12 protein-coding genes are annotated in these 13,813 nt (G+C 33.9%); 2 read left to right on the top strand and 10 right to left on the bottom strand.

Going from position 1 to position 13,813, the window contains the following annotated elements:
• Positions 1-185 precede the first annotated feature (185 nt).
• From ABD745_RS16415 to ABD745_RS16400, 4 genes are all read right to left on the bottom strand, one after another.
• Complete coding sequence (locus tag ABD745_RS16415) at positions 186-536, bottom strand: DUF1801 domain-containing protein (RefSeq protein WP_344832457.1); 351 nt, start codon at positions 534-536, stop codon at positions 186-188.
• 24 nt (positions 537-560) lie between these two features.
• Positions 561-2,399 carry an ABC transporter ATP-binding protein gene (locus ABD745_RS16410; RefSeq protein WP_344832455.1) on the bottom strand — a complete coding sequence of 613 codons (1,839 nt, stop codon included), beginning with the start codon at positions 2,397-2,399 and terminating at the stop codon, positions 561-563.
• Between the two features lie 171 nt (positions 2,400-2,570).
• Positions 2,571-3,491, bottom strand: coding sequence for a M28 family peptidase (locus tag ABD745_RS16405; protein WP_344832452.1), 921 nt, complete (start codon positions 3,489-3,491; stop codon positions 2,571-2,573).
• Between the two features lie 167 nt (positions 3,492-3,658).
• Positions 3,659-4,048 (bottom strand): DUF4293 family protein, encoded by a 390-nt coding sequence (locus ABD745_RS16400; RefSeq protein WP_344832450.1) that lies wholly within the window; start codon positions 4,046-4,048, stop codon positions 3,659-3,661.
• Positions 4,049-4,194: 146 nt separating this feature from the next.
• Here ABD745_RS16400 and rho point away from each other — a divergent pair, with 146 nt between their 5' ends.
• Both rho and ABD745_RS16390 read left to right on the top strand, forming a co-directional pair.
• Positions 4,195-6,051: a transcription termination factor Rho gene (gene rho / locus ABD745_RS16395; RefSeq protein ID WP_344834035.1), complete on the top strand. Its 1,857-nt coding sequence runs from the start codon at positions 4,195-4,197 to the stop codon at positions 6,049-6,051.
• A 220-nt stretch (positions 6,052-6,271) separates the two neighbouring features.
• On the top strand, positions 6,272-6,868 hold the full coding sequence (locus ABD745_RS16390) for a superoxide dismutase (protein WP_344832448.1): 597 nt from the start codon (positions 6,272-6,274) through the stop codon (positions 6,866-6,868).
• Positions 6,869-6,929: 61 nt separating this feature from the next.
• Here ABD745_RS16390 and ABD745_RS16385 read toward each other — a convergent pair whose 3' ends face one another.
• The 6 genes from ABD745_RS16385 to ABD745_RS21635 all read right to left on the bottom strand — a co-directional run bounded on the left by ABD745_RS16385 (position 6,930) and on the right by ABD745_RS21635 (position 13,737).
• Positions 6,930-8,639 (bottom strand): T9SS type A sorting domain-containing protein, encoded by a 1,710-nt coding sequence (locus ABD745_RS16385; protein ID WP_344832446.1) that lies wholly within the window; start codon positions 8,637-8,639, stop codon positions 6,930-6,932.
• 3 nt (positions 8,640-8,642) lie between these two features.
• Positions 8,643-9,611 carry a cell division protein ZapB gene (locus ABD745_RS16380; RefSeq protein ID WP_344832444.1) on the bottom strand — a complete coding sequence of 323 codons (969 nt, stop codon included), beginning with the start codon at positions 9,609-9,611 and terminating at the stop codon, positions 8,643-8,645.
• Positions 9,612-9,739: 128 nt separating this feature from the next.
• A complete protein-coding gene (locus ABD745_RS16375; RefSeq protein ID WP_344832442.1) occupies positions 9,740-11,548 on the bottom strand; it encodes a T9SS type A sorting domain-containing protein in 1,809 nt (602 codons plus the stop codon).
• A gap of 27 nt (positions 11,549-11,575) precedes the next feature.
• Positions 11,576-12,667, bottom strand: coding sequence for a hypothetical protein (locus ABD745_RS16370; RefSeq protein WP_344832439.1), 1,092 nt, complete (start codon positions 12,665-12,667; stop codon positions 11,576-11,578).
• 53 nt (positions 12,668-12,720) lie between these two features.
• Positions 12,721-13,422, bottom strand: coding sequence for a hypothetical protein (locus ABD745_RS16365; RefSeq protein WP_344832437.1), 702 nt, complete (start codon positions 13,420-13,422; stop codon positions 12,721-12,723).
• A 210-nt stretch (positions 13,423-13,632) separates the two neighbouring features.
• Positions 13,633-13,737 carry a DUF6146 family protein gene (locus tag ABD745_RS21635; RefSeq protein ID WP_425549812.1) on the bottom strand — a complete coding sequence of 35 codons (105 nt, stop codon included), beginning with the start codon at positions 13,735-13,737 and terminating at the stop codon, positions 13,633-13,635.
• Positions 13,738-13,813 lie beyond the last annotated feature (76 nt).

Here is a 13,813-nt window from a genome sequence, read left to right as displayed (position 1 = left end):
TAAAAATATTTAAAGACTGTTTCGAAAGAGATGGTCTTTTTTTATTTTAAACACAAATGACACGAATGTTTTTCACGAATAAACACAAAAATTATGATACAAATTTTAAATTTTCATCAATAGGAACGGGCTTTAGCCCGTTTAACAATTAAACCAAATCAATTGGCTTTAGCCAAAACTTAAAACTAAACCCTGATAAACTGTTTTACCTCATTAATTAATCTCAAAATAAACTCCACGGGCAAATCCTTTTCCATATCAATTAAAAGGATTTTAAACTTCTTCCTGCCTTCCTGAAGCAATTCCGGATGATCGAGTCTGTCGCCATGATAAAAGCTCACATAATGTTTCTTGTATTTTTTGCTGTAATACAAATAACAAAGCATTTTCTTTTTATACTTAAAAAACGGAAGCCCGAAACTCAGCGTTTCAGTGATATTTTCGCTGTCGGATTCTAAGATTTTTTTGCGTAAAAAAAGAAGAGTACTTCTATCAGGCTCTTCAATTCTGTAGAAATACTCTTGTATTGGGTTCATTTTAAAATTTAATTTAAAAAGATTTTAATCGAAATTCTGTAGCTCAACAAGTTTGTTATACATCCCTTTTTTCGCAATAAGATCATGATGAGTCCCTTGTTCTACGATATCTCCTTTTTCCATAACCACAATCCAGTCTGCTTTCTGGATGGTGGAAAGTCTGTGAGCGATTACCAGAGATGTTCTGTTTTGCATCATTTTTTCCAAAGCATCCTGAACAAATCTTTCGGATTCCGTATCTAAGGCAGAAGTTGCTTCATCCAAAATCATGATTGGTGGGTTTTTCAGGACTGCCCTTGCGATAGAAACCCTTTGTTTCTGACCTCCGGAAAGTTTTCCTCCATCATCTCCGATATTTGAATCATAGCCTTCAGGAAGACGGGCAATAAAGTCATCTGCATTGGCAATTTTAGCTGCAGCAATCACTTCTTCTCGTGTTGCATCAGGCTTACCCATCAAAATATTATTGTAAACCGTATCATTAAACAGGACTGATTCCTGAGTTACCATTCCGAGAAGCTGACGGTATTCTTTTAATTTTAAATTTTTAATGTCAACACCATCAATTAAAATTTCACCTTCCGAGACATCATAAAATCGTGCTAAAAGATTGGCGATTGTAGTTTTTCCACTTCCGCTCTGTCCGACAAGCGCAACAGTTTTACCTTTTGGAATGCTCAGTGAGAAATTCTTAAGTATAGTGTGGTCTTTATCATAGTAAAAACCGATACTTTTAAATTCAATTTGATTGGTAAGTGTTGAAATTTCAACAGGATCTGCAACTTCATCAATTTTTACATCTGCATCAAGGATTTCCAACACTCTTTCCAAAGAAGCTTCTCCTTTCTGAACGTTACCAATCGAAGTAGATAAACTCTTTGCTGGAGGCAAAATCTGGAAGAACATACCTAAGAAAACCAAGAAATCTGCCGGCGAAATGGATTGTTCTACGATAATTTGTTTTCCTCCGTACCAAGCAATAATTAAGAATGTAATTGATCCTAAAAATTCGCTCATCGGAGATGCCAATTCTTTCTTTCTTCCCAAGCTGATAGAGCTGCTGATCCATCTTTGCATAGATTGCGTGAATCTATTGCTCATGATTTTTTCAGCATTAAAAATCTTAATGACTTTTGAAGATTTCAACGTTTCGTCAACAATAGAGAATATAGTTCCCATTTCATGTTGAGCTTCGTGAGAATTTTTCTTCAGACTTTTTCCGACCAATGCAATCATCGTTCCCATTACCGGTAATACAAGTAATGAGAAAAGAGTCATTTCCGGACTTAAAAAGAATAAAGTTACCAATGTACTCAGTAACATAAATGGTGCATTGATTAATTCTACCAAACTTCCCAAAATATTTCCTTCTACCTCACCCACATCATTCGACATACGAGACATTAAGTCACCCTTTCGGCGTTCCGTAAAAAATGAAACCGGTAAAGAAAGTATTTTATTGTACATCGCTCCACGAAGGTCTTTTGTAACTCCGACGCGGTAATTAATTAACAGGAAAGATCCTAAATATCGGAAAAAATTTCTCAGTAAAAACATAAAAGCAGTCACTATACAAAGCCACGCTAATACATTAAGTGCTCCGTGCTCTGTTACCAGAACCTGAACATAATAGTTGGAATATTCTTTTAAATAAGAGAAAAAATCTGTGATGTCACCCGAATATACAGGAGCTGTTTCATATTTTTCCGGCTTTATAGTTCCGAAAAGCATTCCCAAAACCGGCAAGATTGTCCCTAGGGAAGCAATCTGAAATACAGAATATAAGATATTGAAAAATAAACTTCCGTAAATATATTTTCTGTGAGGTCTTGCGAACTTTAGTATTTTAAGATATTGATTCATTCAATGAAAAAATTGGATAGCAAAATTACATAAAATTAAAAGATTAGACGTTTCTAACTTGATTTTACTTTACTAATATGTTTTAGTTGTAGGTTATTTGTTACAAAATATTTTAAATAAAAATAAAGAACCACCAAAAAATGGTGGCTTTACGGCATGATTAAAATTTTATTAAAATCTTACTTTCTCATTATACTTCGGAGCAAAATTATTTGGCGTCAGTTTCTCCAAAGTCTTTCCAAAATTATTAATAATCTGCGTTAAATTGTCAAAATCCACAACATGTACATCATCGCTCTCATTGTGATAGTGAGTCGCTTTCGTCATATCAACCGTTGAAAAAGAGTGAGCGATGATTTTCTTTTTTACAAAACTTACATTGTCTGATCTGTAGAATAACTGTTCAGAAGAATAAGGGTCTGCATTAATTTTTAGACCGTTTGCTGCATTTTTATTGAATAATTCATCTAAATCCGAAACTTCGTCACCTGTCATAAATAAAGCGTTTTTCCCGAATGCAGATTCTGTGGCCACCATTTCAAAATTGAAAAGTGTAGTGAGGTTGTTGTAAATTTTATCTAAATTCTGATCTTTAGAAATTGCTCTTGAACCCAGCATCCCTTTTTCTTCACCATTAAATGCCATAAAAACCATTGAGAAATCCGGAGTTTTATCTTTAAAATAATCTGCAATTCCTACCAATGTTGTAATTCCGCTTGCGTCGTCGTCTGCTCCGTTGTAGATATTGTCTTTAGGGTTTTTACTCGTTCCGATGTGGTCAAAATGCCCCGAAAAACCTAAATATTTATCAGTTTTTCCCTTCTTAATTCCGCAAACATTATAAACTGTTTTTCCTTTATAATCAAACGGAATCAAGTAAGAATTTCCGGTACAATATTCTAAATTGTTTTCTTTAAAAAGTTTTGCAATATAATTTGCGGCGTTTTCATTTTCCTGCGTTCCGATTTCACGACCTTTCATTTCATCTGAAGCCAATGTTGAAAGTACAGTCTGGATTCTTTCTTTTGAAACTTCCTGGGCAAAAGTAAATAGGGAGAAGAGTGAAAAAGTTAGATAAGTTAGTTTTTTCATTTTAAATTAAATTTAATAGATAATCTGTCGCAGTTTAAACGAAAATGTTGCATTTATTTTACATTTTAATAATATAATAATCTGTGCAAATTTGTGAAAGATAAAGTTAGACATAAAAAAACAGCTCCTAAAAAGAAGCTGTTCTTACTCAAAAAATCGTTGTAAGGTTATCGAAGTCTGTCTACAGATTTTACGAGCCTCTCATCTTTCTTGATATAAACGTTTGCAATAAACAAACAGATAATCGCAATCAATGGGAAAATTGGCTCAATACCCTTCTCAGGAATTTGGATTCCTCCGGATAATTTTAGTAACCAGTAAATCAATACACCAATCAACAAAGCGTTTATAATGATGCCGATATTATTCAGCAAAATTTGTCTTTTTCTGTTTTTAAAGCTGAACACACTCAGTAATCCAACCAAAACAAGTACTACACAACCGATATTTATCACAGGAATGCTATCGAAAATGATAACATCTTGTCCCGTAACGAACAGAAACACAGCAGCCAAAACTGCTAAAAAAGTCCATATAGTCTGTATTCTTTGTAACATCGAATATTAAATTCCAGGCAAAAGTACTATAAATTTTGCACAATTCAAAAATAAGTGTAGATTTGCATTATACGAATGCACTTGAAAACAAAAGTCACCCGACTTACTTTTCTTATTCACAATTAATTACATTTTTTACATTAAATATGTTTAACATTGAAACGTTAAGGTCAAAATCCGTAACGGAGTTGACTAAAATCTTAAAGGATTTGGGCGTTAAAGTTGCAAGAAACAGCACTGAAAATGACAAAATCTTTGCAATTCTTGACTTTCAGGCTTCCAATCCCAAAGTGGCAAAAGATTATTTCAACACCACAGAAACCAGTGTGACTACTGAGGAAATACAAGCAGAAAAACCTGCGAAGGCTCCTGCCAAAAAACCTGCCCCGAAAAAACCTGCGGCTAAACCTAAAGCAGAAGTAAGACCTTCGGCAGAAACACAACCAAAACCTGAAGAAAAGGTAGAAGTGGAAGTGCAACAGCCAGTTTCTGAAGTATCAAAACCGGAAGAAATAAAAGAAGCACCAATAGCAGCTAAAGAAGGAGCAAACACGGCTGCACAGTCTAAGCAAAAGAGGAAAAGAGTTTTACCGACAAATACCGGAAATACAGAAAATCCTCAGGAAAAACAAGAAGCTCCTAAAAACACAGAATCTCAGGAATCTGCTCCGGCAGAAGAAAAGCCGAATACTCCTCAGCATCAGGCTAGACCTCAAAAAGGACAACAGAACAATCCGCAGCACAACAATAACAACGGCGGAAACCAGCATAGAAATCAAAACCCGAATCAGAATCAAAACCAAAATTCTAACCAAAATCAGAATAGACAGCAACAGCAGCATTCTGACAGACAGGAGGAACACCACGAACAAAAAAGAGAGTTCAGTTTCGACGGAATGGTAAGTATTGAAGGTGTTTTGGAAATTTTACCGGATAATTACGGATTTTTAAGATCATCGGATTTCAGTTATATTTCTTCACCGGATGATGTGTATGTTTCTACGGCTCAGATCAGAAATTACAGCCTTAAAACCGGAGATACGGTAAGAGGAATTGTAAGACTTCCAAAAGAAGGAGAAAAATATTTTTCTTTATTAAAGCCAACTGAAGTTAATGGTCGCGATTTAGCTTTCATTAAAGATCGTGTTGCTTTTGAATATCTTACGCCACTTTTCCCGGAAGAAAAATTTAATTTAGCAGGAAATAATTCTACAATGTCTACAAGAATTGTTGATTTATTTGCGCCGATCGGTAAAGGACAGAGAGCAATGATTGTTGCCCAGCCAAAAACAGGTAAAACAATGTTGTTGAAAGATATTGCAAACTCTATCGCAGCCAATCACCCGGAAGTCTATATGATGGTCCTTTTGATCGACGAACGTCCGGAAGAGGTGACCGACATGGAAAGAAGTGTAAATGCAGAAGTTATTGCCTCTACATTTGATGAAGCGGCTGATAAACACGTGAAAGTTGCCAACCTTGTTTTAGCAAAAGCTCAAAGAATGGTTGAATGTGGTCATGATGTAGTTATTTTATTAGACTCAATTACAAGATTAGCAAGAGCTTATAATACGGTTACTCCTGCATCAGGTAAGGTTCTTTCCGGTGGTGTTGATGCGAATGCTCTTCACAAGCCAAAAAGATTCTTCGGGGCTGCAAGAAAAATTGAAGGTGGCGGATCTTTAACGATCATCGCAACAGCCCTTATCGATACAGGTTCTAAAATGGACGAAGTTATCTTTGAAGAATTCAAGGGAACGGGTAACATGGAACTTCAATTAGACAGAAAAATTGCCAACAGAAGAATTTATCCTGCAATTGATTTAGTTTCTTCAAGTACTCGTAGAGATGATCTACTTCTTGATGAGGTTACTTCTCAGAGAATGTGGATATTCAGAAAGTATCTTTCTGAAATGAATCCTATAGAAGCCATGGAATTTGTAAGTAAAAACATTAAAGGAACTCGTAATAATGAGGAATTCCTGATGTCTATGAATAAATAAATTTAATATTGTTAATAAATAGGAAGCACGGATCTTTGGGTTCGTACTTTTTTATTTAGAGCTTATAACTTCATCTCCTAAACCTTCATCTTCCTTACTCAAAAATTAAACTTATTCTAAATCAATATATCAATGTTAAAGATTTATTAAAGTAATACGCATTTTTTGAATATAGGTCAATTATTGGTTAACTTTGGGTTATAACATTAAAAATAAAATTATGTCATTTGAATTACCAAAATTAGGATATGCTTACGATGCATTGGAACCGACTATTGATGCAAAAACAATGGAGATCCACTATACAAAGCACCACCAAGCATATATCGACAATTTAAATAAAGCAATCGAAGGAACTGAATTAGCAGGTAAAACGATCGAAGAGATCTGCCAGACAGGAACTGATAAGCCAGCAGTAAGAAATAACGGGGGAGGTTACTTCAACCACTCTTTATTCTGGGAAATTTTAACTCCCGGAGGAAGCAATGAGCCTGTAGGAAACGTAAAAGCTGCTATTGAAGCTTACGGAGGTCTTGAGAAATTCAAAACTGATTTTTCTGATGCTGCTAAAACAAGATTCGGTTCCGGATGGGCTTGGTTAGTAAAAAATGCTGACGGATCTGTTTCTGTATCTTCAACTCCAAATCAGGATAACCCATTAATGCCTGTTGCTGACGTAAAAGGAACTCCGGTTTTAGGACTTGACGTTTGGGAACATGCTTATTATTTAAACTACCAAAACAGAAGACCTGACTATGTTGCAGCATTTTTCTCTGTTGTAAACTGGGATAAAGTTGAAGAATTATTCAATAAATAATTTTAAAACTATTTATAAAAGAAAAGGTTCAGAATTACTCTGAACCTTTTCTTTGTTTCTTTTATTTTACAATAACTTTTTTAGTCGTTATTTCATTATTCATATTAATTTTTAATAAGTAAGAAGCTTTAGGTAGACCTTGTACATTTACTTGGGTAGAAGTTCCTTTTAAAACTCTTTTCCCTGAAATATCAAATAATTCCCAAGAAGTAATTTTTTCCTTTGAATCTATATTGGTATATATTGATGCCGGATTTGGATAAATATTAATTTGATTATTTGAAGTTTTAACATCATCAATATCAAGATTTATAATCATTCCTTTTTGATTATCGTTTTGCTTAAACTCTTTGGAGGTGTCATTTCCACACTGAGCTATAAAAGCAAGATAATTTGCTCCAAGTTTAATTTCTGTTCCGGGTAGAAGATTTACACTTTGTCCTGCCTGCATAGTAATATTATGTCTGGCCCCGATAATGTAATTATTTGCTGTTGTAATTTTATTTGCAACTTTATAGTAAAAATAATAATTATTTTCAGAGAACAGGTCCAAATTATCAATACAAGGATAATAACCGCCAACATTTTCAAAGTAAGGAACCAGTTGAGGTAGTCCAAACATTGTACTTCCGTATAAACTTACCGCGTTCATGTTGACAGACATGCCTGAACCATAAACATTGGGGTTATTTATTTTTCCTAAAAAGTTACTTGCATTTCTTGTAACGTACACGTCTCCATGTTTGTTTCTCTGAATTCCCATATAACGATTTGTTACAGAGTCTGAATATATTTGCATAAAGTAAACATTACTTGTAGTAGAATTCACTAAATCAACCGCGTATATTTTATTATTATATCCTAAAAATAAAACAGATGCATCCTGATTAAATTCTGGTACCGTACTTTGAATTCCATTAACCGTCAGAGAATAATTATTGGTTATGGCTCCCGTTGTTGAATTAAATGACAGAACTTTATTTACATTGATATTCGTAACCACACCTGTAGTCTGGCTGATATTTGTGATATGAGTTATACATATGTAATTAGAAAAATTCGGATTATTGAGTTTGGGAGATGCTTTAATGGTATAAAATTTTCCGGTATTTGGTACCGCAGGAGAATTCAAATTATTTACCACAGGGTTGCCATTTGCGAAACCTGAAGTATCTATTTTATAGCTAAAAAGATTACTTTCACTAGGTATAAGAACCCAATATGTATTATTTGCGCCGCCTGCAACAACGGTAATAGCTCCAGAGCTCAAATTATTTCCCAGATTATCTATAACCGGGATATTTTTTAAACCCGGTACAATATCACCAAGTGGCTGATTATTGGCGTCTAATGGACCAAGTGTCATATCAACAACTGAATAGGTAATCTTATTATTAGCACTTACAGGATTGTTAATATCAGAGGTTGTAAAGACAAAATATTGTTTAATATTAGCTGGATTTTTTACTATTGCAAGCTGCGTACTTGCTGAAAACCCTGAAAGTCCTGTTCCATTTGGCATTGTCTGATGTTCTCTGTTCCATATTGAAGTAGCATTACAATAAAAAAGTAAATTCCCGTTGGAATCACTTATTGTACCACAAGCACTATTGGCATACATAGCACTGTTATTTAAAACTGTCGGTGTGGTACTGGAAAAATTTAAAGCCGCGCCACTTCCAAAATACCAGTTGTTGTTTTCTCCCTGGCCAAACAATGCTGTGTTTACAAGGCATATTAGGAATAGAAATAATATTTTTTTTGTTTTCATAGGTTATTTATTGGTGTTATTTTCAAGTTTTTCAATTCTTTTTTGCTGCTCTTTTATGATTTTATTTTGTTCTTGTATCGCTTCGTTTTGCTCTTTCAGTGCTTTATTTTGTTCAATAGTATAAAGAGTAAGTTCCTCTATTTTTTGCAATAAAAGATTCGACATCTCACCAACATTCAGTCCCTTTTCCTGAATTTCTTTTGCTGAAGGAATATTAGGAAGGTGATTATTGTCTTTCGTGAATTTTTCTACGTCATCAAGAGTAGGCATTATATATTCTGGCTTTAAAGTTGAACTTCCTGAATAATATTTTTGAAATACATAATCTGCAGGGACATTAAGATCTACTTTTATTTCATTGGCATGAATCAATCCTCTTACAGCTAATTTTGCATCAGGATTTGCAGATCCTATTCCTACATTTCCGTTTCCTTTAATAATAAAAGGAATATCGCCTGTGGAAATATTTCTAACTTTAAAAAAATTACTGCTTGCTGCCTGAGCTGCTGATGAAAATGCCTCTATATCGATTGTCATTGCATCAATTGTCTGAGGACTTGGGTTTTGATATACATGTAATTTGGATTCCGGGCTTACTATTCCTATTCCAACTTTTCCATTATCATTAAGAAATAAAGGAACGTCGCAAATTCCTGTTCCGCAAGGATTTACTGCATCGTATCTCATGAAGCCCAAACCATTTGCCCATGCTTTTCCTTTCCAGATTGCCCATTCCTTTATTTCTCCGGCCTGAGTATAAGAATCATCAATAAATCTTAAACCACTTGGGATATATCCTCCGTTTCCTCTGATAATTGGGATATTTCCATTGGCATTGATGTCTAAAGTACCTGCAGGATTTGCCGTATTGATTCCTACATTAGAGTTACTTGATGTAGATGGAGTTCCTGTTGGAATATAAAGTTGAGCGCTTAATAGCCCTATTGATAGCACAAAGAGTGCTGAAAACATTTTTTTCATAAAAATAATTGAGTTTGTTGTTGCTATTGCTACTGCAATACTAATGTGTGGATTTTTAAATATGATAAAAGGTCCGGAGCTCAGAATAGCACTGAACCTTTTATATGTATTTTAGGTTTTTATTTTACAATGATCTTTTTGCTAATTTGTTTGTTTTCTGTATTTATTTTCAAAATATAGGTAGCTCTAGGTAAGTTTTGTACATTTACTAGAGGAGAATTTCCTTTTAGTACATTTTTCCCAGAGATGTCAAATAATTCCCAAGATATTAATTTTTGATCTGCTGAATCTATTTTGATATAAGTAGATGCGGGATTTGGGGATATTTTAATATCTGTTTCAATGACTGGTTTATTTTCATTCTGAATTTTTGAACTATTCTGTGAAATTCTGGATGTAAAGTTGTTTTCTTCGCAAGGAGCTATATAAGCATGAAATTTACCGGTGTTTTGTCCTGTTACATAGAATCCCGGCTTTAAATGTATCTCATATCCGGCTTTAAAATCTACTGAAAGATTGGGATAAATAACAGATTGGGAAGTAATACAACAGTAAGCCTGATAATTTATGGAGTTGGTAATAGGTTGGTTGATATTAAAAATTAATTCTTCATAGCATGGTGTAGAACAGTTCTTAAATGACACATCTGGACCGGGGGGATTGGTGTTATTTATAACTACAGGTGTTTGTGGAAGAGCACTGATTGTATAATTTAAAAGGGCTCTAATATTAAAATCTAAATTACTGTTAGATCCTGAAGGGTAAAAATCAGAATAATTAAGATTTGTGGAAAAAGCACCTGCAGGAGCTGTAGTAATAATTTTTGTACTTACAACATTATTGGAAGTATCTAAGATCTGTAATGTAACATTCGTAAATGAAGCATTAGTTGGTAATGTGATGTTACCAGAAACTGGGAGTGGGAATTTTGGACAATCCTTTTTCAATGGATTTAGAGTTATTCCGGGATTAAACGATGGAGTAGTACAGGTAAATCCACAGAAGTCATCAAAATATCCATAACCCCAATGTCCGCCTTGTCCGCAATCACTTAAAATAATTTCCAGCCTTACTGTTTGCCCCATGAATCTGGCGGTACTGATATTTTCACATAACCAATTGGTGTAAAGAATTCCATTGGATTGTTGGAAAAGTGGATTAGATGGATTAGCCATTACATTTCGAGTAAAAATAGGCTGATTACTGCTGTCAAATAATCTTACCTGATAATAAGGATTGGTATTAGAACTTACATGAGTGCTTCCTCCATCTTCTAAAACTAATGCAAAAGCAAAACTTATTGAACTTTCGTTTACTACAAATGTTCTCGTCATTTTAGTAACATGGAAAAGGTCTTGTTCATTTCCAACAAAATTAGAATTACCTATTCTTATCGCATGTGTTCCATTGTTGACTCTAGGAATGCCAACCAACGGATCATTTACAGAATTATCTACAAGCGTTGCCTTAGCAGAAGGAGAAGCAGCAATTGGTGTTGTCGGATTGTTATTGAATATAGACCATCCTGTTGATATTTTGTTATAAAAAAAGTTATAACCATTTACAGAACCTCCGTTATCTTCAAAACCTCCATTTACACATTGTTGTAAAGGACTTGCATAATAAAGACTTAATTTCTCTGGATTTTTTTCAAAATAAAAATCTCTTAGTCTTGCTTTTTTCGCTGAAATTAATGCACTTTGATAAGCAGAACCTGCCAAAGGCTGTCCGTTTTCATCTTTAATTTTATTTACATTGTTTGTAACCTCCGTAAAATCATAAGTGCTCATATTTTGACTGATGAAATTCTCAATCGCGACTTCTGTACTATTTACTTTAGTAAGACGCTCTTGCTCTTCTTGAGTATATTGTTGTTGATAACTTTGTGCTGTAATTTTCAAAACAGAAAAGCACAAAATTATTATCATTAAAAATTTTTTCATAAAGTCTTATGATTATTTAGTTTTATTTTCTAGAGCTTCAATTCTTTTCTGCTGTTCCTTAATCAATTTATTTTGCTCAATAGTGTAAAGAGTAAGCTCTTCAATTTTTTGAAGTAAAAGGTTAGACATTTCACCAACATTCAAACCTTTCTCCTGAATTTCTTTTGCGGAAGGAATATTCGGAAGGTGATTATTTTCCTTTGTGAATTTTTCTACATCCTCAAGAGTAGGAATTGTGTATTCAGGTTTCAATGCTGAAGTTCCCGTATAATATTTTTGAAATACATAATCTGCAGGAACGTTCAGATCCACTTTTACTTCATTGGCATGGATCAATCCTCTTACAGCTAATTTTGCATCAGGATTTGCAGATCCTATTCCTACATTTCCGTTTCCTTTAATAATAAAAGGAATATTACCACCTGCCCCAATATCTCTTACTCTGAAGAAATGGCTGTTGTCTGCATTCGTAGGATTTCCGAAAGAACCTACATCAATTGTCATGGCATCTATTGGCTGGCTGTTTGGTTCCTGGTAAACATGTAATTTCGCTGCAGGAGCAGAAGTTCCGATACCAATATTTCCATTTGCTGCTATTCTCATCCTTTCCGTATTATTGGTTCCGATAACAATAGGATTGTCTACAAGAGTTTTCATATTCAGAAGTCCTAAATTATCTCTTGCAAAAGACAATTCGAAAATATCACCTCCTAATTGATTGATTAGATATCCAACTTTATTAGCAGGTGAAATAGTAGCATCAGCAATTTTTGATGTAATCATACCGTCATTTACCTGAAGTCTATATTGTGGATAGGCAGATGTTCCTATTGCTACGTTTCCATCGGAAGTAATTGTAAGTTTACGATTTTGATAATCTCCTTTGCCTACAGCCCAAAGTTCGGTTCCTATATTTCCTGTAAACCAGTTATCTGTATTGTCTTGAAGCCGTGATTGTATTCCTTGGACGTAGCCTCCAATATCAGTATTTCTTTTTAAAAATAACATAGGAGAATAATTATAAATTGTAATTTCCGGCTCTGTTATTTGTGCAGATAAAGAAGCCACAGTTAAAAATCCTGCGATCTGTAATAGTTTTTTCATGATTAAGTTTAATTTTTCAAAGATTTTTTAATGCAATTTTATTTTGGTGAAGATTATTTTTTCTTTTCTAAAGCCTCAATTCTCTTTTGTTGTTCTCTGATGGTCTCATTTTGTTCCTTTATAGCTTTATTCTGTTCGATAGTATAAAGTGTAAGCTCTTCTATTTTTTGCAATAAAAGATTCGACATTTCGCCGACATTTAAACCTTTTTCCTGAATTTCTTTTGCAGAAGGAACATTCGGAAGATGATTGTTTTCTTTTGTGAATTTTTCTACATCCTCAAGAGTAGGCATTGTATATTCTGGCTTCAGAATTGAATTTCCTGAATAATATTTTTGGAATACATAATCTGCCCAAACATCCAGCTTTACCTCGATTTCTTTAGCAATAATTTTTCCGTCAACTCTAACCGTTCCGTCACTAGCTTGCATAATAAGTTTGCTCCAGCTCCCCCATTGTGGGTCACTTGGAAGTGCATTTCTATAAAAAACGCCTCCATCGTTAAAGTTTAACTGGTGAGTTTTATTTCCAGAATCATCGCCCCATGGAGAAATAGTAAACATTCCCGAATACATTCCTGTTCCTGGTACACCAAGGATACTTCTCAATTTAAACTCTGTTTTAACTTCTCCAGAATAAGCAGCTGGAATATCGTTAATAGATCTTGTATCCAAGACTACCAATTTATCAGCTTGTTGGGCAAAACTGAAGAATGAAACAGTCAATAATGTTAATGATAGTAATTGTTTTTTCATAGTTAAAAGATTTTAAAATTAAATAGGTACAAAAATATACTTTATACACCATTATAGAAAGGCTTTTAATACAATTTAATATAAGTATCGTAAGACATAATATCTTCATAAATCAACAGGAAGTGATATTTTAAAGTGACTAATATTTATATATAGAAAGATTTTATTAATTGCTCCCCAAGTATATTCTTTTTAAACCGTACTTCTAATTCACGTAGGTGAAACCTGACACAACCCACACCCGTATCTCAACACATACCTTTCTTTTGGATTATAATCAATTAATGATTCAATAATATTTCTGTACTTTCCCAAAGAATAATATGATTCTATTCGCTTATTAAAAATGTATTTTTTTTGGAGGTTTCATCTTTCGTGTTTGTCTGTGATG

The organism is Chryseobacterium ginsenosidimutans, assembly GCF_039536845.1.
Lineage (GTDB): Bacteria > Bacteroidota > Bacteroidia > Flavobacteriales > Weeksellaceae > Chryseobacterium > Chryseobacterium ginsenosidimutans_B.
Note: the sequence above shows the minus strand (reverse complement) of the source record. Positions and strands in the feature narration are given on the sequence as shown.

What these genes read in the sequence shown, in the direction of transcription:
- ABD745_RS16405 (WP_344832452.1), bottom strand. Translation starts at nt 3,491, where the DNA reads ATGAAAAAACTAACTTATCTAACTTTTTCACTCTTCTCCCTATTTACT.
- ABD745_RS16365 (WP_344832437.1), bottom strand. Translation starts at nt 13,422, where the DNA reads ATGAAAAAACAATTACTATCATTAACATTATTGACTGTTTCATTCTTC.
- ABD745_RS16410 (WP_344832455.1), bottom strand. Translation starts at nt 2,399, where the DNA reads ATGAATCAATATCTTAAAATACTAAAGTTCGCAAGACCTCACAGAAAA.
- ABD745_RS16385 (WP_344832446.1), bottom strand. Translation starts at nt 8,639, where the DNA reads ATGAAAACAAAAAAAATATTATTTCTATTCCTAATATGCCTTGTAAAC.
- ABD745_RS16380 (WP_344832444.1), bottom strand. Translation starts at nt 9,611, where the DNA reads ATGTTTTCAGCACTCTTTGTGCTATCAATAGGGCTATTAAGCGCTCAA.
- ABD745_RS16375 (WP_344832442.1), bottom strand. Translation starts at nt 11,548, where the DNA reads ATGATAATAATTTTGTGCTTTTCTGTTTTGAAAATTACAGCACAAAGT.
- ABD745_RS16390 (WP_344832448.1), top strand. Translation starts at nt 6,272, where the DNA reads ATGTCATTTGAATTACCAAAATTAGGATATGCTTACGATGCATTGGAA.
- rho (WP_344834035.1), top strand. Translation starts at nt 4,195, where the DNA reads ATGTTTAACATTGAAACGTTAAGGTCAAAATCCGTAACGGAGTTGACT.
- ABD745_RS16400 (WP_344832450.1), bottom strand. Translation starts at nt 4,048, where the DNA reads ATGTTACAAAGAATACAGACTATATGGACTTTTTTAGCAGTTTTGGCT.
- ABD745_RS16415 (WP_344832457.1), bottom strand. Translation starts at nt 536, where the DNA reads ATGAACCCAATACAAGAGTATTTCTACAGAATTGAAGAGCCTGATAGA.
- ABD745_RS16370 (WP_344832439.1), bottom strand. Translation starts at nt 12,667, where the DNA reads ATGAAAAAACTATTACAGATCGCAGGATTTTTAACTGTGGCTTCTTTA.